The organism is Sphingomonas endolithica (assembly GCF_025231525.1).
Classification (GTDB): domain Bacteria; phylum Pseudomonadota; class Alphaproteobacteria; order Sphingomonadales; family Sphingomonadaceae; genus Sphingomonas; species Sphingomonas endolithica.
In genome coordinates, this window is record NZ_CP103057.1 from 1146552 (window position 1) to 1166641 (window position 20090).

Annotated in this window: 20 protein-coding genes; 16 read left to right on the forward strand and 4 right to left on the reverse strand. The window is 65.8% G+C overall.

Annotation, left to right across the window (positions count from 1 at the left end; all coding sequences use genetic code 11):
- Positions 1-108: 108 nt before the first annotated feature.
- Complete coding sequence (locus NV382_RS05430; RefSeq protein WP_260599501.1) at positions 109-3078, reverse strand: M16 family metallopeptidase; 2970 nt, start codon at positions 3076-3078, stop codon at positions 109-111.
- Between the two features lie 128 nt (positions 3079-3206).
- On the opposite strand from NV382_RS05430, the gene NV382_RS05435 reads away from it, so the two are divergent.
- The 14 genes from NV382_RS05435 to NV382_RS05500 all read left to right on the forward strand — a co-directional run bounded on the left by NV382_RS05435 (position 3207) and on the right by NV382_RS05500 (position 15858).
- Entirely contained in the window at positions 3207-3782 is a 576-nt protein-coding gene (locus tag NV382_RS05435) for a NifU family protein (RefSeq protein WP_260600318.1), read from the forward strand.
- A 25-nt stretch (positions 3783-3807) separates the two neighbouring features.
- Complete coding sequence (locus NV382_RS05440; protein WP_260599502.1) at positions 3808-4401, forward strand: malonic semialdehyde reductase; 594 nt, start codon at positions 3808-3810, stop codon at positions 4399-4401.
- Positions 4402-4420: 19 nt separating this feature from the next.
- Complete coding sequence (gene tsaB, locus NV382_RS05445) at positions 4421-5062, forward strand: tRNA (adenosine(37)-N6)-threonylcarbamoyltransferase complex dimerization subunit type 1 TsaB (protein WP_418066759.1); 642 nt, start codon at positions 4421-4423, stop codon at positions 5060-5062.
- A complete protein-coding gene (locus NV382_RS05450; protein WP_260599503.1) occupies positions 5059-5535 on the forward strand; it encodes a GNAT family N-acetyltransferase in 477 nt (158 codons plus the stop codon). Before tsaB ends, NV382_RS05450 begins: the two co-directional genes overlap by 4 nt.
- Before the next feature lie 274 nt (positions 5536-5809).
- On the forward strand, positions 5810-6232 hold the full coding sequence (locus NV382_RS05455) for a Fur family transcriptional regulator (RefSeq protein WP_260599504.1): 423 nt from the start codon (positions 5810-5812) through the stop codon (positions 6230-6232).
- A 19-nt stretch (positions 6233-6251) separates the two neighbouring features.
- Positions 6252-7118: a lysophospholipid acyltransferase family protein gene (locus NV382_RS05460; RefSeq protein WP_260599505.1), complete on the forward strand. Its 867-nt coding sequence runs from the start codon at positions 6252-6254 to the stop codon at positions 7116-7118.
- Between the two features lie 181 nt (positions 7119-7299).
- Positions 7300-8616: a tRNA (N6-isopentenyl adenosine(37)-C2)-methylthiotransferase MiaB gene (gene miaB, locus NV382_RS05465; protein WP_260599506.1), complete on the forward strand. Its 1317-nt coding sequence runs from the start codon at positions 7300-7302 to the stop codon at positions 8614-8616.
- 216 nt (positions 8617-8832) lie between these two features.
- Positions 8833-9828 carry a PhoH family protein gene (locus tag NV382_RS05470; RefSeq protein ID WP_260599507.1) on the forward strand — a complete coding sequence of 332 codons (996 nt, stop codon included), beginning with the start codon at positions 8833-8835 and terminating at the stop codon, positions 9826-9828.
- Positions 9829-9884: 56 nt separating this feature from the next.
- The gene (locus tag NV382_RS05475) at positions 9885-10136 is read left to right on the forward strand and encodes a type II toxin-antitoxin system VapB family antitoxin (RefSeq protein ID WP_260599508.1); all 252 of its coding nucleotides are present in this window, start codon (positions 9885-9887) and stop codon (positions 10134-10136) included.
- Positions 10133-10528, forward strand: coding sequence for a type II toxin-antitoxin system VapC family toxin (locus tag NV382_RS05480; RefSeq protein ID WP_260599509.1), 396 nt, complete (start codon positions 10133-10135; stop codon positions 10526-10528). The genes NV382_RS05475 and NV382_RS05480 overlap by 4 nt, the downstream gene beginning before the upstream one ends.
- On the forward strand, positions 10528-11040 hold the full coding sequence (gene ybeY / locus NV382_RS05485) for an rRNA maturation RNase YbeY (protein WP_260599510.1): 513 nt from the start codon (positions 10528-10530) through the stop codon (positions 11038-11040). Before NV382_RS05480 ends, ybeY begins: the two co-directional genes overlap by 1 nt.
- A gap of 9 nt (positions 11041-11049) precedes the next feature.
- A complete protein-coding gene (locus NV382_RS05490) occupies positions 11050-11970 on the forward strand; it encodes a hemolysin family protein (RefSeq protein WP_260599511.1) in 921 nt (306 codons plus the stop codon).
- 387 nt (positions 11971-12357) lie between these two features.
- Positions 12358-13686, forward strand: coding sequence for a PQQ-dependent sugar dehydrogenase (locus NV382_RS05495; RefSeq protein WP_260599512.1), 1329 nt, complete (start codon positions 12358-12360; stop codon positions 13684-13686).
- 612 nt (positions 13687-14298) lie between these two features.
- The gene (locus tag NV382_RS05500; protein ID WP_260599513.1) at positions 14299-15858 is read left to right on the forward strand and encodes an amidase; all 1560 of its coding nucleotides are present in this window, start codon (positions 14299-14301) and stop codon (positions 15856-15858) included.
- Here the strand turns inward: NV382_RS05500 and NV382_RS05505 are convergent.
- The gene (locus NV382_RS05505; protein ID WP_260599514.1) at positions 15855-16316 is read right to left on the reverse strand and encodes a DUF2721 domain-containing protein; all 462 of its coding nucleotides are present in this window, start codon (positions 16314-16316) and stop codon (positions 15855-15857) included. The genes NV382_RS05500 and NV382_RS05505 overlap by 4 nt on opposite strands.
- Before the next feature lie 79 nt (positions 16317-16395).
- On the opposite strand from NV382_RS05505, the gene NV382_RS05510 reads away from it, so the two are divergent.
- The gene (locus NV382_RS05510; RefSeq protein WP_260599515.1) at positions 16396-17535 is read left to right on the forward strand and encodes a GNAT family N-acetyltransferase; all 1140 of its coding nucleotides are present in this window, start codon (positions 16396-16398) and stop codon (positions 17533-17535) included.
- Here the strand turns inward: NV382_RS05510 and trmB are convergent.
- Positions 17516-18196: a tRNA (guanine(46)-N(7))-methyltransferase TrmB gene (gene trmB, locus NV382_RS05515; protein WP_260599516.1), complete on the reverse strand. Its 681-nt coding sequence runs from the start codon at positions 18194-18196 to the stop codon at positions 17516-17518. The genes NV382_RS05510 and trmB overlap by 20 nt on opposite strands.
- Positions 18197-18270: 74 nt before the next feature.
- Here trmB and NV382_RS05520 point away from each other — a divergent pair, with 74 nt between their 5' ends.
- A complete protein-coding gene (locus NV382_RS05520; RefSeq protein ID WP_260599517.1) occupies positions 18271-18909 on the forward strand; it encodes a phosphatase PAP2 family protein in 639 nt (212 codons plus the stop codon).
- Here NV382_RS05520 and metK read toward each other — a convergent pair.
- Positions 18857-20074, reverse strand: coding sequence for a methionine adenosyltransferase (gene metK / locus NV382_RS05525; RefSeq protein ID WP_260599518.1), 1218 nt, complete (start codon positions 20072-20074; stop codon positions 18857-18859). The two genes, NV382_RS05520 and metK, sit on opposite strands and share 53 nt — an antisense overlap.
- Between the last annotated feature and the right edge of the window lie 16 nt (positions 20075-20090).

Below are 20090 nucleotides of genomic sequence, written 5' to 3' on the forward strand. Positions count from 1 at the left end.
TCGTTCAGCCCGGTGGCGGGCCCGCATCAAACGAGGATGCCCGCCAGAAGGTCCGGTACCGCAGGATTCTTTATCGTTTCGAAGCTGTTACGGCTGTGATCGATCCGACTATTTGGCCTTCGGCTTAGCGGCGGGCACGGCAGCAGGCGTTACTGCCGCACCGGTCGCGGCCGCCGGCAGGATTGCAACTGCCTTGCCGTCCTTGCCGCGCGGCATCACCGCCATCGTCCAGTCCTTCTCCGGACGGAGGTAGCGCTCCGCCACGGCCTGGATCTGCGGCGCGGTGACCTGAGCGACTTCGCGGAACATGTCGCGCAACGCCTTGATACGCCCCGGATCGTAGCTCGCGCCCTGCAGCTGGTTGAGCCAGAACTGGTTGCCCGTCGCCTGGCGCAGGATCAGCTCCTTCATCGGCTTCACCGTCCGCTGCAGCTCGTCCTCGCCGATCGGATGCGCGACCAGATCGGCGGCGATCTCGCGCGACATCTTGAAGAACAGATCGACATTCTGCGGCGCGACCTGCCCGATCGCGAACAGCCGGCCACCGGCGGTCATCCCGACCGGCCACTGGCTCTGCACGCTCGGCGAATAGCTCGCACCCGCTTCGGACCGCAAGCGATCGAACAGACGGTCGCTGAACACCGCCGCCAGCACGTCGAGATAATTGCTGTCGGATTCGAGCTCGGTCCCGCCGCCGGTCGGCCAGACGATCACTGCCGCTGCCTGGCTGTCCGGGCCGCCATGCGTCAGCACGACCGGCGTCGTATTGTGTGCCGGGAACCGCACCGGCGGTGCCGCCATCGTCGGGGCGGCGCGGGGCGGCAGCGTGCCGATCGTCGATGCAACTGCCTTGATCGCGGCTTCGGCATCGATGTCGCCGAAAATCTGCACCTCGATCGGCCCCTGCGTCAGCAGCGGCTCCCACAAGGCACGGAAGCTTTGCGCGGTGGTCGCGTTCACCTGATCGCGGGTCGGCGTGCCCCAGCGCGGATCGCCGTCATGCAGCAGCCCTTCCAGATCGCGCGTGATCACGCCGGTCGGCGACGCATCGAACCCGGCATAGCCCGCCAGCACCATCGATTTGGCACGCGCGATCGGGTTGGGATCCCAGCCCGGCTGCGCCATCCGCGCCGCCATCAGCCGCAACTGATCGGCGAGATCAGTGGGCGAGGTCATCGCGCCATAGACGAACGCATCCTCGTCCACGTCGAAGCCGAGACCGATCCGGCGCCCCGCGGTCAGCTGTTCGATGTCGCCCTGCTTCAACGTGCCGATGCCGCCATCGACCAACGCGAGCTCACCCGCCCAGACCGGAGTCGGGCGATCCGCCGGCAGCGCATTGTAGCCGCCGCCGAAGCGCATGCGCACATAGACGCGGGTCGCCTCGGCCGGGCTGGTGCGCAGCATCAGCCGCACGCCATTCGACAGCACGACTTTCTCGATGTCGAAGTCGGGCACCTTTTCGCGGCTGACCACCGTTGCCGGCTTGCCGAGCTTGGGCAGCTTGGAGAAATCGACCTTGCCTTGCGCGCTGCGCTTGCCGGCAAGGCCGGTGACATCGGCCTTCAGCGCCAGCGCCAGCTTGGCCGCCGCGCCCTCGTCGGGCGTCGGCGTGTTGACCAGCACGCGCGTGGCATCGCCGGTGAAGATGCGCTTGGTGGACGCGAGCACAGTCGCCGGCGTGAACATCTTCTTGGCGATCGCGTCCTTCAGCACGGCGTAGATCGTCGCCGGCGCGGTCACCGTCTCGCGGATGTCGACGGCCTGCACCATGTCGTCGGCCTGCGCCGCGCCCGCCTCGGCACGCGAGGTCTCCACGCGGGTGCGCATGATCGTGTCGAAATCGGCCAGCTCGCGCTGCACCTCGGCGGCGCTGGGCGGTGCCGCCTGCGCGTCCGCGATCACCGCACGCACGTCCTTCAGCGCGGCGGCCCAATCGTCACCGATCGGCACGATCGACACGGTGGTCATCGTCGCGGAACGCGATTCGTCATCGGTGTTGACGCTCGCCTGCAGGAAGCTGCCACCGGCGCGCGCGCGCGTTTCCAGGCGGCGGCTGATCACGCGGGCGGCGACCGAATCGACCAGCCGGTTCTGGTTCATCAGAATCGTGTCGTCCTTGTAGAACCATGGCTTGAGCACCGCCATCGAGACGACCGGCGGCAGAGTCGGCTCGGAGATCACCGCGGTTGCCGGCTGCTTGGGATCGGGCTTGCCGAAATCGGGCTCGGCGGGCTTGGGCCCGGTGCCCTGCCAACCGGCGAAATTCTTGATCACCAGCCGTTCGAACATCTCGGGGTCGAAATCGCCCGAGATCACCACCACCGCGCGCTCCGGGCGGTACCAGCGATCATGGAAGGCGCGCACGCTCTCGGCGGTCGCCGCGTTCAGCATCTCGACCGTGCCGATCGGCGAGCGGTCGGCGAGCGGCTGCCCGGCGAAGAAGGTCTTCAGCAACGCCTCGGTGTAGCGCACCTGCGGGCCAGGTGCCTCGCGCTGTTCGGCCAGCACCGCCGGTCGCTCGGCGTTGAGCGCGGCGGCGGTGATGTTGGGCTTGTCGACCATGCCGGCCAGGATCTTCAGGCTCTCGTCGAGCCCTGCCTCGGTCGCGCTCGGCAGATCGAGCTTGTAGGTCGTGCCGGTCGAGGTGGTCTGAGCGTTGGTATCGGAGCCGAAGGTCGTGCCCATGCGCTGCCAGATGCGCTTGGCCTCGCCGTCCGGCACGAATTCGGATCCGCGGAACGACAAATGTTCGATCAGATGCGCATAGCCGCGCTCGCTGTCCTTCTCCATCAGCGACCCGGCGTCCATCCGCACGCGCACCGCGACCTGGCCCGGCGGCACGCCGTTGCGACGCACGGCGTACCGCACGCCGTTCGGGAGCGTGCCGAAATGCCATTCGGGATCGGGCGTGATGTCACTGCCGACGTACAGCCAGTTCTTGCGATCGACCTGGACCGGCGCGCTGGCCGCGGCGTTCGGCTGCGGCGCCGCCATCTGGCCACTGGCCGGCAGCGTCAAACCGATGAGCAGGGAGAGAATCAGCGGACGGCGCAGAGCGCGCGAAGAGACATGCATGTCGCCTCACTATCCTCCTTTCGCTGAACCCGCCAGTAACAGCGGCAAATCTGCATCGCCGCATGGGCAACCGTTCGTTTCGCCTTCTCCGACTTGCGCGCGGCGGCGACGCGCGCCACATGACGATCATGCTGATCGAAACCGAAACCACGCCGAACCCGGCAACGCTGAAGTTCCTCCCCGGCCGCGCCGTGATGGACGCCGGCACGCGCGACTTCGCGACCCCCGAAGAGGCCGAGGCGAGCCCGCTTGCCGAACAATTGTTCGACCTGGGCGACGTCACCGGCGTGTTCTTCGGCAGCGACTTCATCTCGGTCACCGCCGCACCGGGCGTCGACTGGTCGTTCCTCAAGGGCGACGTGCTTGCGTTGCTGCTCGATCATTTCAGCGCCAACATGCCGCTGTTCAAGCCCGGGAACGCCGGCGGCTTCAGCGTACCGGCCGATGACAGCGCCTTTGCCGAGAACCCCGAGGATGCCGACATCGTCGCGCAGATCAAGGAGTTGATCGATACGCGCGTGCGCCCCGCAGTGGCCAATGACGGCGGCGACATCATCTATCGCGGCTTCGACCAGGGCAAGGTGTTCCTGCGCATGCAGGGCGCCTGCGCCGGCTGTCCCTCCTCGACCGCGACGCTCAAGAACGGTATCGAGCAGTTGCTGAAATATTACGTGCCGGAAGTGACCGAAGTCCGCGCCGTCTGATCTCCACTACGCACGAGGTTCTGCCATGACCGAGAAGCTGTCCGACGCGGCGCTCGATACGATCTTCCGCACCGCGCGCTCGTATAACGGCTATACCGACCAGCCGGTCGAGCAGGCTGAGCTGGAAGCGATCTGGGAATTGATGAAGTGGGGGCCGACATCGGCCAACCAATTGCCGGCGCGACTCATCTGGTGCGTCAGCGACGAAGCCAAGCAGAAGCTGGCCGACTGCACCAGTGCCACGAACGCGCCCAAGATCCTGAAGGCGCCCGTCACGGTGATCGTCGGCATGGACACCAACTTCCACGAATATCTGCCCGAACTGTTCCCGCATACCGATGCCAAGGCATGGTTCGATGGTAATGCCGAACTGCGCGCTGTCTCCGCGATGCGCAACTCCACGCTGCAGGGTGCCTATCTGATCATCGCCGCCCGCGCGCTGGGGCTTGATACCGGGCCGATGTCCGGCTTCGACAATGGCAAGGTCGATGCGGCGTTCTTCTCCGATACGCCGTCGGTACGCAGCAACTTCATCTCGACGCTCGGCCATGGCGATCCGGCATCGGTCCACGACCGCCTGCCCCGTCCGGCGTTCGCGAAGTTCAACACGATCGCTTGACCGGCAGCCTCCTCAGATCTTGCCGTCCTTACGCACCCTAGTCATCGAGACGTCGACCGCCGCCTGTTCGGTCGCGCTGCTGGAGCATGGCGCCGTCATCGCCGCGGCGCATGACGTCGTGGGTCGCGGCCATGCCGAGCGGCTGGTGCCGATGATCGCGGAGCTGCCGGACGGCGGGCGCGCCGGGCGGATCCTGGTCGATTGCGGGCCGGGCAGCTTCACCGGCGTGCGCGTCGGCATCGCCGCGGCGCGCGGGCTGGCATTCGGCTGGGGGGCGGAAGTGTACGGCTTCTCCTCACTGGCGATCCTGGCCGCCGCGGCATTGCGCGACGATCCCGCGCCACGCGTCGCGATCGTGCTCGAAGGCGGGCATGGCGAGGTCTTCGTGCAGTCCTTCGATGCCGCACCGCTGCGCGCGACCTGTGCCTTCGCGTCCTTGCAACCCGCCCCGGCGCTCGCCTTTATCGCCGGCCTGCCCGCCTACGGCAACGGCGTGCATCGGTTGGCGCCGCTCGATTCCGCAGGCACGTTGACCGAGCTGCTGCCCGATGCCGCGGCGGCGATCCTGCTGCCACCCGACTTGGCCGAACTCCCCGCCCGCCCGATCTACGGCCGCGCGCCCGACGCGAAGATCCCCGGCGAACGGAAGGTACCGGCATGAGCCGGCGCCAGACCGTGATCGAGCTCAACACCGGCGGGACGGCCGATCTGGCGGTGGTCGAGGCGCTGATGGCCGACGCCTTCGATCCCCGCTTCGGCGAGGCGTGGACGCGCGGCCAATGCCTGGGGATCATGGCGCTGCCCGGCGTATGGCTCACCGTTGCGAGCGTCGACAACGAGCCTGCGGGCTTCGCGCTGTCGCGGATCGTCGTCGACGAGGCCGAATTGCTGCTGCTGGCAACCGCGCCGTCCCATCGCCGGCAAGGCGTCGGCGCGGCGCTGCTGCGCGCGGTGATCGCCGATGCCCGCGACAAGGCCGCTGCGGCGGTGCATCTCGAGGTCCGCGACGGCAACGAAGCGGTGAAATTGTACCAGCAGGCCGGGTTCGCCAAGGTCGGCCAGCGCCGCGATTATTACCGCGGCACCGCCGGGCAGGTGTCGGACGCGTTCACCTATCGCCTGGCGCTGTCCTGACGAGCGCTGGGTGCATCTTGAATACGTGAGTGCCGATCTGGCGCCTCATCTGTCCCGTTGGCACTCGATCCTCCTTGCCGTCACCCCGGACTTGTTCCGGGGTCCACCAAGCGGCTTTGCAGGCGCTGCCTGACCTGATGGCCGAGCGTGCGGTACAGTGGCCCCGGAACAAGTCCGGGGTGACGGTTGAGTGAGGTAGGCACCACCGCCGCTATTGCTTATTGCGAACAACTCTCTCCTTTATCAATAAAGAGCGAGCGCCTACATAGCGGTCATGCCCCGCAAGATCGACCTCGAAGCCCTTTGTAACGAAAAGGGCTTGCGCATCACCGAGCAACGCCGCGTGATCGCCCGCGTGCTTTCCGAGGCCGAAGACCATCCCGACGTGGAGAAGGTCTATGCCCGCGCGTCCGCCGTCGATCCCGGCATCTCGATCGCCACCGTGTACCGCACGGTCCGGCTGTTCGAGGAAGCAGGGATCCTCGACCGCCACGATTTCGGCGACGGCCGCGCGCGGTACGAACCGGCACCCGAGGCGCATCACGACCATCTGATCGACGTGGAAAGCGGCAAGGTGATCGAATTCGTCGATCCCGAACTCGAACAGATGCAGAAGGCGATCGCCGAACGGCTGGGCTTCCGCCTGGTCGATCACCGCATGGAATTGTACGGCGTGGCGCTCGAGCGCAAGGTCTGATCCGTCCGGCTGTCGCACGATGCTGACCCCCGAACAGCGCGCGCAGATCGCCGCCGGCACCCCGCCCCCGATCGACGCGCGCGGTCGCCTGCGCATCACGATCCGCGCTGCCGGGCTGATCCTGTCGCTGTTGCTCACCGTCCCACTGCACTATCTCTGGCGCTTGCTGCGGCTGTCCTCCCCCTGGCCCAGGATCTTTCTCGGCTGGGCCGCGCGGCTGGCCGGCGCGCGCGTCAGCCGGGTCGGCGTGCCGCTCAGGCGCGACGTGTTCTTCATTTCCAACCACCTGAGCTGGATCGATATCCTGGCCAGCGCCGGGCAAAGCGGCACCGCGTTCGTCGCCAAGGAGGAGATCCGCGCCGCGCCGGTGGTCGGCTGGCTCTCGACGCTGAACCGCACGGTGTTCGTCAAGCGCGAGAACCGGCTGGGCGTCGCCGAACAGATCAACGAACTGCGCGATGCACTCGCCGAAAACTGGTCGGTGACGGTGTTTCCCGAAGGCACGACTACGGACGGGCAATCATTGCTGCCGTTCAAGACATCGATGCTGCGCGTGCTGGAGCCGCCGCCGTCCGGCGTGCTCGTGCAACCCGTGCTGCTGGATTACGGCGCGGTCGCCGAAGAGATCGGCTGGATCGGCGAGGAATCCGGCGTGAACAATGCCAAGCGCCTGCTGGCCCGCAAGGGCAGCTTTCCGCTGCGCGTGCATTTCCTCGATCCGTTCCTGCCCGCCGACTTCCCCGGCCGCAAGGCGATCGGCGCCGAGAGCCGGCGGCGGATCGAGGAAGCGCTGATCGCGACGCTCGGCAAACCCTTGCGGCCGTTTGGATTTACGGTGGAAGCCGTGAAGTTCGTGCCGGAAAACGCGGCTCTGCCCCCTTCCTGAGCGAGGTCCAAGAAGTCGCGTGCTGACATTTGATGTTCTGCTGCGAACGCAGGAGCCCAGGATCAAAGACGATACCGCCTGCGGCTCTGGGCTCCTGCGTGCGCAGGAGAACGGCTATGTATAAGGTCCAACCCTGCACCGGGATGACGATTGCCGCTGGCGCTGCTATAGCGCCTCGATCATGAAACCCGCCCCCAAGACCTTCGCCGTCAAATCCTTCGGCTGCCAGATGAACGCCTATGACGGCGATCGCATGGCGGAATTGATGACCGCGCAGGGGCTGACCGCAGCCGACCCCGCCAGCGCCGATCTCGTCGTGCTCAACACCTGCCACATCCGCGAAAAGGCGACCGAGAAGGTCTATTCGGACATCGGCCGCATCCGCAAGGACGCCGGCAAGCTCGGACGTGCACCGATGATCGCCATCGCCGGCTGCGTCGCGCAGGCCGAAGGTGCGGAGATCGTGCGACGCGCCGGGGTAGATGTCGTCGTCGGCCCGCAGGCCTATCACAATCTGCCCGATCTGGTGGCGAAGGCCGCGCGCGGCGAAAGCGCGCTCGACACCGACATGCCGGTCGAAACCAAGTTTGCCCACTTGCCCGGCCGTCGCCGCGTCGGGCCTTCGGCCTTCCTTACCGTGCAGGAAGGCTGCGACAAATTCTGCACCTATTGCGTCGTGCCCTACACGCGCGGCGCCGAAGTCAGCCGCCCCCGGGGCCAGATCGTCGACGAGGCCAAGGCCTTGGTCGATGCCGGCGCGCGCGAACTCACGCTGCTCGGGCAAAACGTCAATGCCTGGGAAGACGGCGCCCGCGGCCTGCATCACCTGATCGCCGAACTGGACAAGATCGAGGGGCTGGCCCGCATCCGCTATACCACCAGCCACCCCAACGACATGGCGCAGGGCCTGATCGATGCGCACCGCGATGTCGGAAAACTAATGCCGTTCCTGCACCTCCCCGTGCAATCCGGCAGCGATCGTATCCTGAAGGCCATGAACCGCAGCCACAGCCGCGATTCCTATCTCCGCCTCCTGGAACGCGTCGTCGCCGCCCGCCCGGATATCGCGCTGTCGGGCGATTTCATCGTCGGCTTCCCCGGCGAGACCGATGCGGATTTCGCCGAGACGCTGAGCCTCATCGACGCGGTCGGCTACGCCCAGGCGTTCAGCTTCAAGTACAGCCCGCGCCCCGGCACGCCGGCGGCCGGCATGGCCGATCAGGTCGAGCCGCATGTGATGGACGAACGGCTGCAGCAATTGCAGGCGGCGCTCAACCGCGACCAGGCGGCGTTCAACGCGAACACGTTCGGGCGCAGCTGCCAGGTGCTTATCGAACGCAAGGGCAAGCTGCCCGGGCAGATGCTCGGCAAATCGCCCTGGCTGCAATCGGTCCATCTGCTGACGGATGCGCCGATCGGCGCGCTGGTCGAGGTCGATATCGTCCGCGGCGATCCCAATTCGCTGTCGGGCGTGGAGCGAATCAAGATCGCCGCCTGACGCGCGATTTCCCGCTGTCCTCCGTGCCCCCGCTCTGCCAGACTTGCCGTGGATGCAGCCGACTCGTCTCTCCAGCACGTCTCGCGGTGGCAACCGCTGCGCCCGCCCGTCGGCGAAGCGGCTCCGGCATAGCCGCGATGTAACTTTGCCCACCTTCCTTGCGACGGCGGGCCGCCTCCCCACATTCCATGCCAGCCCCCGACACGAAGGAATTGCATGAGCAGAAAGCCCGTTCCCGCCCAGTCCGGCGAGCGTAGCCGCGCCGAACTCGTCTTCGACCGGCCGCAGCTCATGTCGCAACTGTTTGGCGAATTCGACCAGAACCTTCTGCAACTTGAAAGCCGGCTCGGCGTCTACATCACCGCGCGTGGCAACCGCATCGGCCTGGAGGGTCGCGCCGAGGCGGTGGCCGAGGCCCGCGACGTGCTACAGGGCCTGTACAATCGCATTTCGCGGGGCGAGCGGATCGATCAGGGTATGGTCGACGCAGTGATCGCGATGTCGACCGAACCGACACTGGCCGGGATCATCTCCGCCGATAGCGGTGCGCCACAGATCATGATCCGCACGCGCAAGAAGACGATCGTGCCGCGCACGCTGGCGCAGGCGCATTACATGCGCGAGCTGGTCAATAACGACATCATCTTCGCGCTTGGGCCAGCAGGTACCGGCAAGACCTATATCGCCGTCGCGCAAGCCGTGGCGCAGCTGATCACCGGCAGCGTGCAGCGCCTGATCCTGTCGCGCCCTGCGGTCGAGGCCGGCGAGAAACTGGGCTTCCTGCCCGGCGACATGAAGGACAAGGTCGATCCCTATCTGCGTCCGCTCTACGATGCGCTCAACGACTGCCTGCCCGCCGAGCAGGTCGAGCGGCGCATCGCCAGTGGCGAGATCGAGATCGCCCCGATCGCCTTCATGCGCGGCCGCACGCTCGCCGATGCGTTCATCATCCTCGACGAAGCGCAGAACACCACGCCGAGCCAGATGAAGATGTTCCTGACCCGCTTCGGCGAGAATAGCCGCATGGTCGTGTGCGGCGATCCCAAGCAGACCGATCTCCCCGGCGGCATGAATGCGTCCGGCCTGAACGATGCGGTGGTGCGATTGGAGGGTGTCGAGGGCATGTCGATGTGCCGTTTCGGCTCGGGCGACGTCGTACGTCACCCGATCGTCGGCCGGATCGTCGAAGCATATGAGGGCGTGGATGCTTGAAAATCGCGGACTAGTTGTATAGATTATTTCTAGACAAAGGATATACCGAGGTTGAAATGGCATCGCTATATATCAAAGACACAGCTACCACCGAGCTTGCCACGCGTTTGGCGCTGCGCTTGGGCACCAGTAAAACTGCTGCTGTGAAACAAGCGCTACAAGCAATTGAAGCAAACCTCGATCGTGCGGATCGCCATCCTGAAGCGCCAGCGTGGTTGAAAAAGTTTTGGCGTGAGCATCCCTTACCCGCGCCGACGGGACTTAAGGCGGATAAAGCGTTTTTTGACGCCTTGTCCGATGACTTATGAGCATCTTTCTTGATGCGTCGGCTATGGTCTCGATGATCGCAGGCGAAGAAGACGCCGTAACGCTCTCTGAGCGGCTCGATGCCCACGAGGAAAAGATGACGTCGGCAATAGCTTATTGGGAAACGGTGGTCGCACTCAGCCGCTCGCACAATTATGCTCCTGACGTAGCCAGCGACGTTGTGAGAAATTTCATTGACGCTCGCGTGATCAGAATAAATCCAATATCGTTTTTGGAGACGCAGGAAGCGATTTCTGCCTACAAACGATATGGAAAGGGGCGTGATCCTGCCGGCCTCAATATGGGCGATTGTTTTGCCTATGCCAGCGCTAAAACCAGCGACGCCGACCTACTCTATAAAGGCAACGACTTTGCCCAGACCGATCTCGCCTGATGCTTGAAACCGCCCTGTCTGTCGAATTCCCTTGGGACGAAACTGTTTACTGGGACGCACTCGCGTTACGTGCCGCCAAAGCCGCAGTCGAGCGCACCCCCCACGGCGAACTCGCCACCGGCGCGGCCGCCGTCGAGATCTCCGTCCGGCTCACCACCGACGCCGAGGTCCAGACGCTCAACGCGCAATATCGCCACAAGGACAAGCCGACCAACGTGCTCAGCTTCCCGATGGTGCAGGCCGATCTGCTCGACACGGTTGGGCAGAATTCGGACGATGGCGAGGTGCTGCTCGGCGACATCGTGCTCGCCCACGGCGTATGCGCGGCAGAGGCCGCGGAAAAAGGCATCAGTGTCGAGGATCACGCAACGCATTTGATCGTGCACGGCACGCTCCACCTGCTAGGCTATGATCACCTGGACGACGACGAGGGCGAAGCGATGGAGGCGATCGAGATCGATGCGCTGAAGTCGCTCGGCCTTGCCGACCCCTATTTTATACAAGAGGACTGAACTGCTCCTATGCCCGAGGGCCAAAGTACGATCGACGCCGGAGACGCCGGTACCAATAACGAGGGATCGATATGGCGCTCGCTGCGCGCCATGATCTTCGGCGAGCAGGGCGACGATTCGCTGCGCCACCAGTTGGAGGAAGCGATCGATGCGCATGAGGATGATCCCGCGCCCGACGCCAAGGGCGATCTCTCCCCGCTCGAACGCACGATGGTGCGCAACCTGCTGCACTTCGGCGAGCGCGACGCCGGCGATGTCGGCGTACCGCGCGCGGATATCGTCGCGATCGAAGAGCAGACGCGCTTTGCCGACCTGGTCAAGATCTTCGCCGAGGCCGGCCATAGCCGCCTGCCGGTCTATCGCGAGAAGCTCGATACGATCATCGGCATGGTCCATATCAAGGACGTGTTCGCGATCCTCGCCACCGGCGCCGACTATCCCGCAACGCTGGAAGGCCTGATCCGCCAGCCCTTGTTCGTGCCGATGTCGCGCGGCGTGCTCGATCTGCTGGCCGACATGCGCGCCAGCCGCGTGCATCTGGCGGTGGTGCTCGACGAATATTTCGGCACCGAAGGCCTGGTGACGATCGAGGATCTGATCGAGGAAATCGTCGGCGACATCGAGGACGAGCATGACGAAGCGCCCGAGGCCTTGCTCGTGCCGCTGGATGGCGGCGCCTGGGATGCGGATGCGCGCGTCGAGCTGGAAGATGTCGGCGAGACGATCGATCCCCGCCTGGCGGAAGTCGAGGAAGATATCGACACGCTCGGCGGTCTGGCCGCGTTGCTTGCCGGGCACGTGCCGCAGAAAGGCGAATGCCTCGATCATCCCAGTGGCTGGCGGCTCGAAGTGCTCGACGCCGACACGCGCCGCGTCACGAAATTGCGCCTCCACCCGCCCCGCCCCGAGCCGGAAGAAATGCAAAGCTGATCGCTGATCGACGCGCTCACTGTAAGATCAGTTTAAGCATGCGTACGTCATTGCCGGATCGGCCTGCGGGGTCCAGCAAGGTGCCGCAACGATCGCGCTCGGCGGGATTGAGAAAAGACGTAGACGAGGAGTGAGGATACGGACGCCACTACCGAAGGCAGCCGATAAGCGATCCGAGCAAGGAGCCAGCGCCGCTCCGCACCCTGCTCGGCCGCACCAATCGCGCCGCGACATGGGTCCGCGCGGTCGCTTCGATGTCGCCTCCGGGCATGTCGAGGGCGAACTCGCCGTAGCATAAGATCGCTCTCTTCTCCGTCGCCCCGGCTTGTGCTGAGGTAACGGTGAGGGGCATTGCCCACGCACCCTGCCCCGACTATCCTTGCCCTCATGCGCAAACACATCCTGATCGTCCTGCTGCTGATCGTCCTGGTCGCTGGCGGCATCTTCTACTGGCTCAGCCGCCCTGACGTCGCGAAGCTCGATCTTGCCGCGGTCAGCGGCGCCCGCCCCACCATCTCCGAACCGCGCACGCAGATGATCCCCACGGTCGCCGTCGCCAAGGCGATCGGCTGGCCGCAGGGCGCCAAGCCCACCCCCGCCGCCGGCCTGTCGGTCGCCGCGTTCGCGGCCGGGCTCGATCACCCGCGCTGGCTCTATCGCCTGCCCAATGGGGACGTGCTGGTCGCCGAATCGAACAGCCCGCCGCGCAAGGGCGGTGGCATCACCGGCTGGGTGATGGGCGTGTTGATGGGGAGAGCGGGTGCCGGCGTGCCATCGGCCAACCGCATCACGTTGCTGCGCGATGCGAATGGCGACGGCGTGGCGGAACAGAAATCCACCTTCATGACCGGGTTGAACTCGCCGTTCGGCATGACGCTGATGGGCGACTGGCTCTATATCGGCAACACCGACGCCCTGGTCAGGGTGCGCTACAAGGCCGGCGACACGACGATCACCGCCAAGCCGGAGACGGTGGTCAAGCTGCAGGGCGGCGGCAACCACTGGGCGCGCAACGTGATCGCCAATCCGGACGGCAAGACGCTGTACGTCACCGTCGGATCGTCGAGCAATATCGCTGAGAACGGCATCGAGCGCGAGAAATACCGCGCCAACATCCTGCAGGTCTATCCTGAGGCGAAAACCTACCGCGTCTATGCCGCGGGCCTGCGCAACCCCAACGGCATGGCGATCGAACCGCACACCCGCCGGCTGTGGACGGTCGTCAACGAACGCGACATGCTCGGTTCCGATCTCGCGCCCGATTACCTGACGCAGGTCGAGATGGGCGATCACTTCGGCTGGCCATGGTTCTACTGGGGCGGCTATCCCGACACGCGCGTCGATCCGCCCAACCCGGCGCTGCAGGAATATTCCAAGCGGCCCGATTACGCGCTCGGGCCGCACGTCGCGGCCTTGGGCCTGAGCTTTGCAGCGGACGCCAAGCTCGGCGCGCGGTTCGCCAACGGCGCGTTCGTCGGCGAACACGGCTCGTGGAACCGCTCGCCGGTTTCGGGCTACAAGGTGGTCTACGTGCCGTTCGCGGACAATGGCTATCCGGCCAAGAACGTGAAGCCGATCGACGTGCTGGCCGGCTTCCTCGACCAGGACGGCGCCGCACAGGGCCGCCCGGTTGCGGTGATCACCGACAAGACCGGCGCGCTGCTGGTCGCGGACGACGTGGGCAACACGATCTGGCGGGTGCGGGCGGCGCAGTAGCGCGCCGTCGCGGCCACATCCCGGAGCTATTTCGTTCGGCGTACTTGCATCAACCCACGCCATCACGCCCGGCTTATTCGGCGACGATCTCGTTCAAGCACGATTCGTCATCCCCGCGCAGGCGGGGATCCATAAGCTCGGGCGTCCGGGCTCTAGGCGCGAAGCAAGCCAGTATGGATCCCCGCCTGCGCGGGGATGACGGGTGGGACATGTCCAAGCGGTACAATCAACGACTTGTTCCGGGCTCCACCAAGCGGCTTTCGATATGAATGATGATGTGAGCACTGAGCGTGCGGCACAGTGGACCCCGGAACAAGTCCGGGGTGACGTTTGGGTGCTGTACCCCCTGCTGCCGCAATAGAACCGTTCCGCCTGGATCAGCCGGCCCAGCAAGTACCCGCCTCCCATCAACGACATCGCCCGACACAATTTCGCTGTCCTACAACAGCCATCCCATGCCAGTCTCCGAGCATGAGCGCCCCAGCCCAATCCTCACCACCGCCGCGTTCAATCGCGAAGGTCCCGAACGCCCCGGCGCATCGCTCAACGTTCTCAACATTCGCGCCCACGCCAGCCTCGCTCCACCCTGCAAACGAGGGTGAAAGGCGAAACATGAAGCGATTTCAGAGAAACTTCCTCAACTTTGCCGCCCTCGCCACCCTTGCCGGCCCCGTCGGCGCGCAGCAAACACCCATGGTCGAGGAACGCTCGATCGGCGATCTGCAGGCGGCGATGGCCAGCGGCACGAGCAGTGCTGCGATCACTGCTGCCTATCTCGCGCGAGTCGCGGCGATGGATCGCACCGGCCCTACCCTCCGCGCGATCATCGCCACCAACCCCGATGCGCTGGCACAGGCGCGTGCCAGCGATGCGCGACGCCGGACCGGCAAGACGTTGGGGCCACTGGATGGCGTGCCCGTGCTGATCAAGGACAATATCGAGACGCTGGATCCGATGGCGACCACCGCCGGCAGCCTGGCGCTGAAAGACAATGTCACGCACCGCGACGCGCCGGTGGTGGCGAAGCTGCGGGGCGCCGGCGCCGTCATCCTCGGCAAGACCAACCTCAGCGAATGGGCCAATATCCGCTCCACCGCCTCGATGAGCGGGTGGAGCGCCGTCGGCGGCCTCGTGCGCAACCCCTATGCGCTCGATCGCACGGCTTGCGGTTCGTCGAGCGGCTCCGGCGCGGCGATCGCCGCCAGCTTCGCCGCGGCGGCCGTCGGCACCGAGACTGATGGATCGGTGGTCTGCCCGGCCGCGATGAACGGGTTGGTCGGGCTGAAGCCCACGCTCGGCCTGATCAGCGGCCAGCATGTCGTGCCGATCAGCCACAGCCAGGACACGCCGGGGCCGATGGCGCGCAGCGTCATGGATGCAGCGATCATGCTGTCGAACATGGCGTCCGGCACCGGTGCGGCGGCGGATTACCATCGCCGCCTGACCCGTGCGTCGCTTCGCGGGATGCGGCTGGCGGTTTTGCGGCCGCCAATGCCGGACGCGCTGAAGGAGCGTTACGAGGCGCAACTTCTGGTGCTCAAGCGCGCCGGCGCGGTGCTGGTCGATGCCGATCAGCCCAAGCTGGACGGTCTCGGCGAGACCGAGCTCGACGTGCTCAAGACGGAGCTGAAAGCCGATCTCGACGCCTATCTCGCAACCACGCCGGCGGCCGTGAAGACGCGCACGCTCGACCAAGTGATCGCCTTCAACACCGCCAACAAGGCGACCGAGATGCCGTTCTTCGGGCAGGAGCTGTTCGAACAGGCGGCCAAGACCAAGGGCCTATCCGATGCGGAGTATCTCGGCGTGCGCGCCAAGTCGTTGCGGCTGGCGGGTGCCGAGGGCGTGGATGCCATGCTCAAGACGGCCAGGGCGACGATCCTCGTTTCGCCCACCTACGGGCTGCCGTGGCTCAGTGACAGCGTCAGCGGCGATCATGCCGAGGGGCCGAGCGCGAGCGAATTGCCCGCGGTCGCCGGCTACCCGCACCTCACCGTGCCGATGGGGCTGGTCAAAGGGTTGCCGGTCGGCCTGTCGTTCATTGCCACCGCGGGCGGCGACCAGGCCGTGCTCGACGCTGGCTATGTCTACGAACAGGCGAGCCGCGCGCGGGTGGCCCCGCGCTATCTGCCGGTAGCGGATGCCGGGCCGGGGCTGGACGGCGCCCGCTAATCCGCGCCCTTCTCGAGCAATTCGGGGCGGATGTGGATCGCGATCAGCGACATGCGGACTTCGACCAGGAAGGAGATCAACGAGGCGATCAGCAGCGCCATGGCGAGGATGAAGGACAAAGCGACGATCGTGCCGATGTGCAGCTTGATGAGTTCCGAGACGAACAGCAACGCGACCAGCAGGCACGTCATCACCGCGCTGGAGACGCCCAGCACCAGCGAGGCGTTGATCACCGACATGCGGCGGTCGAGCAGTCGCAGCTCCCAGACATGACGGACATGTTCGGGGCCGGACGAGCGCGGATGCAGTGCCTCCACCGCCCGCGCGCGGTCCACCACGCGCGACAGCCGCCCGGCAAGGACGTTCAGCAACGCCCCAATTCCGGCGAGCATGAAGACCGGGCTCAGCGACAGCTGGATCGTCTGGGCGATCGTGGTGACGGCAGCATAGGAGAACATGGTCAGCCTTGTGGCGGGCGCAGCGCTTCATGGTCAAGCGCGAACCGGTTGGTAACGCCTCCTCGCTATAGCCGCGGCTATGACCAAGCCGATGCTGCTGTCCGATTTCGAGCGCCTGCCGCCGGCCCGTCATCCGGTGACGCGGGCGGTCGCGCTGGATGGCCTGTCCGGCTCGATCGACGCGGTCGCCGAACACGGCCCCGACAGCCATCGCTTCCTGCGCTTCCAATGGTATGCCGCCGCGCTCTCGGCCTATGGCGGGCGGGCACGCACCATCGTCGTGGAGCACGACAGCGATCCGGTCATCGCGCTGCCCATGGTGCGCTTCGGCCCCGGACCGGCGCGGCTGGCGGCGGTGCCCGGCTGCTACTGGCCGTTCCGCAGCTTCCCGGCGAGCCAGGCCGCTGATGCGCCGGCCTTTGCGGCGCTGTTGTCGGCGCTGGCAGGTGAGGTGAACGCGCTGCGCATCGGCCCGGTCTATGACGGCGACACCTCGCTAACGCCGCTGCTGCAGGCGGCGCGCGCCGGCGGTTGGGCCGTGCTCGGCCGTTTCGTGGCCGACAGCTACCTGCTCGACATGGCAGCGGCGCAGGAGGAGGGCACTTGGCCCCGCAACTCCACGCTGCGCAAGAACCGCTTCCACGAAAAGCATCTCGGCGAACATGGCAGCCTCGACTGGCAGTTCCTGTCAAGGCCCGACTGGGAAGCAGGCGGTTTCGACGCGCTCGCCACGGTCGAGGAAAATAGCTGGATCGCGGCGCGCACCGATGGCTCGGACGCCAAGTTCACCCAGAGCGGCCACGGCGCCTTTTGGCGCGCCGCGGCAATCGATCCCGTGCTCGCTGGGATGATGTGGGCAGCACTGCTGCGGGTCGAAGGAACGCCTGCCGCCTTTTCCTTCGACATCAATGCCGGCGTGCTCAAATACGCCATCGCCAACAGCTACGATCCCGCCTTCGCCAAGCATTCACCGGGCAAATTGCTCTACTACCGCAACCTCGTGCGAGCACTGGACGATGGCATGCGCACGGTGGACTGGGGTGCAGGCGACAGCGGATACAAGCGGGTCATCGGCGCCGCCAAAGGCCCCGCGATCCGCGACTGGCTGCTGCTGCGCCCCGGCCTGCCCGCCATGCTCGGCCGCGCACTACGGCAGGTGTGGGAACGCAGCGGCCAGGCACCTGCCTCTGCCGCGGAGGTCACACCCGCAGATACCTGAAATACCACACCTCGTGCCCCTGCCGCCGCGCCTTGCGTTCGTAACGGGTCTCCGGCCAGTCGTCAGGACGGGTCAGGAAGTCACTCGGATGTTTCGCCTGCCACACGAAGTCGCGCCGCTGGTTCATCACCATCATCGCCCAGCGGCAATAGGTCGGATCGTCGGTCCCCAATCGAAACTCGGCACCCGGCTTCAGCTTGGCGGCGATCAGGTCGAGCGGACCATGATTGACCATCCGCCGCTTGGCATGCCGCGCCTTGCGCCACGGATCCGGATGGAGGAGGTAGACGCGCTCCAGGCTCGCATCCGGCAACCGCTCGACCACATCCAGCGCATCCCCCATGTACAGCCGGACATTGCCGAGCTCCCCGTCCCGCACATGGCTCAGCGCACCCACCACGCCGTTGAGAAACGGCTCGCAGCCGATAAACCCGGTGCCCGGATGCGCCGTCGCCTGGCCGGCCAGATGTTCGCCCGCGCCAAAGCCGATCTCCAGCTGCAGCGGCAGATCGGCGCCGAACAGGGTGTGCGCGTCGAGCGGCCCCGTATCGGCCACGCTGATGCGGGGCAGCAATTCCTCGACGAGTTCGGCCTGGCCCAGGCGGAGCTTGTGCCCCTGGCGGCGGCCATACAACCTGCGGATAGTGATCGGATCGTTCATCGCGGCTTCTCTAGCGCTCCCTTGGGCTACGTCCAGCCAGTGGAGCCATCGGGCCGCGCGATGGTTGATGCGTCATGAGCAAAACCAAACAGGCTGCCAAGAAGGCAGTGAAGGCCGATCGCGACCTTAGCCGCCGCGCGGCCGCGCACCGCGACAGTCCGCTGGTCAAGGGTGTCCAGGCGACGAGCGAGGTGGCCGACCAACCACCGCTCATCGTGCTGAGCGTGGTGACGATATTGACCGGCGCCGTGCTCCGCCAGCCGGTAGTGGTGCGCAGCGGCATGCGGATGCTTGCCAGTCATTTGATCGCCACGGGGTTGAAAACCGTCATCAAGCGGTCGGTCGATCGCACGCGTCCCGCCAAGGCGCTGGATACCGGCGAAGAGCGGTTCGAAAAGGGCGACAGTCACGAGCACGATCAAAACTCGTTCCCGTCCGGGCATACCGCCGGTGCGGTAGCGATCGCCCGCGCGGTGGCGCACGATGCGCCGGGCATGGCGTTACCGCTCAACGCCGCCGCCGGCGCGGTTGCCGCGGCGCAATTGCCCAGCGGCAAGCATTACCTGCTCGACACACTCGCGGGCGCCGTGGTCGGCTATGTCGGCGAAGTGGTGGCAAGCGCCGCGCTCAGTCGCGGCGAAGCGGCGCTTGCCAGCGCGATCAGGCGACTGCCGCCTTCAGTGCATCGACCAGATCCGTCTTCTCCCACGTAAAGCTGTCCCCTTCCGCCTTGCGGCCAAAGTGACCGTAGGACGCGGTCTGCTGGTAGATCGGCGCGTTGAGCTTCAGATGCTCGCGGATGCCTTTCGGGGTCAGCCGGACGAGTGTCGGGAGGACCTCTTCGAGCCTCGCTTCGGAAACGCTGCCCGTGCCGTGCGTGTCGACATAGACCGACAGCGGCTCGGCGATGCCGATCGCATAGCTCAGCTGGATCGTGCAGCGGCGCGCGAGCCCTGCGGCAACGACGTTCTTGGCCAGATACCGCGCGACATAGGCGGCCGAGCGATCGACCTTCGTCGGATCCTTGCCGGAGAAGGCGCCGCCGCCATGCGGCGCGGCACCACCATAAGTGTCGACGATGATCTTGCGCCCGGTAACACCGGCATCGCCGTCCGGCCCGCCAATTTCGAAACGACCGGTCGGGTTGACGTAGATCGCCGTATCATCGGTGATGAAGCCATCCGGCAGCACGTCGTTGAAAACGCCGACGACATAGTCGCGCAGTTCCTTGTAGAGCGCGGGATCGCCCTCGCCATCATGGTAGAAATAGCCCGGCGCATGCTGCGTCGAGACGACCAGTGCCGTCGCCCGGACCGGCTTTTCGTCCCGATATTCGAGCGTTACCTGGCTCTTGGCGTCCGGTTCGAGGAAGGGGACGACCTTGTCGTGGCGATCCCGCGCCATCCGCTCGAGAATGCGGTGCGAGTAATACAGCGTGGCAGGCAGCAAATCAGGCGTCTCGTCGGTCGCATAGCCGAACATGATGCCCTGGTCGCCGGCGCCCTCGTCCTTGTTGCCGCTTTCATCGACGCCCATCGCAATGTGCGCGGACTGGCCGTGCAGGCGATTGATGAACTCGAACGTGTTCCAGTGGAACTGGTCCTGCTCATAGCCAATGCGCTTCACGGTCGCGCGGACGGTCGCTTCGATCTCTTCGAGCGCGCCATCGGCCCATTTGCCGTCCTCGTACACGCCCTTGCAGCGGATTTCGCCGGCAAGCACGACCAGGTTGGTGGTGGTCAGCGTCTCGCACGCGATCCGCGCCTCTGGATCCTTGGACAGGAAAAGGTCGACCACCGAGTCGCTGATCTGGTCGGCGACCTTATCGGGATGGCCTTCGGACACGGACTCGGACGTAAATAGGAAACTGGAACGCATGTTTGATCCTCACGGT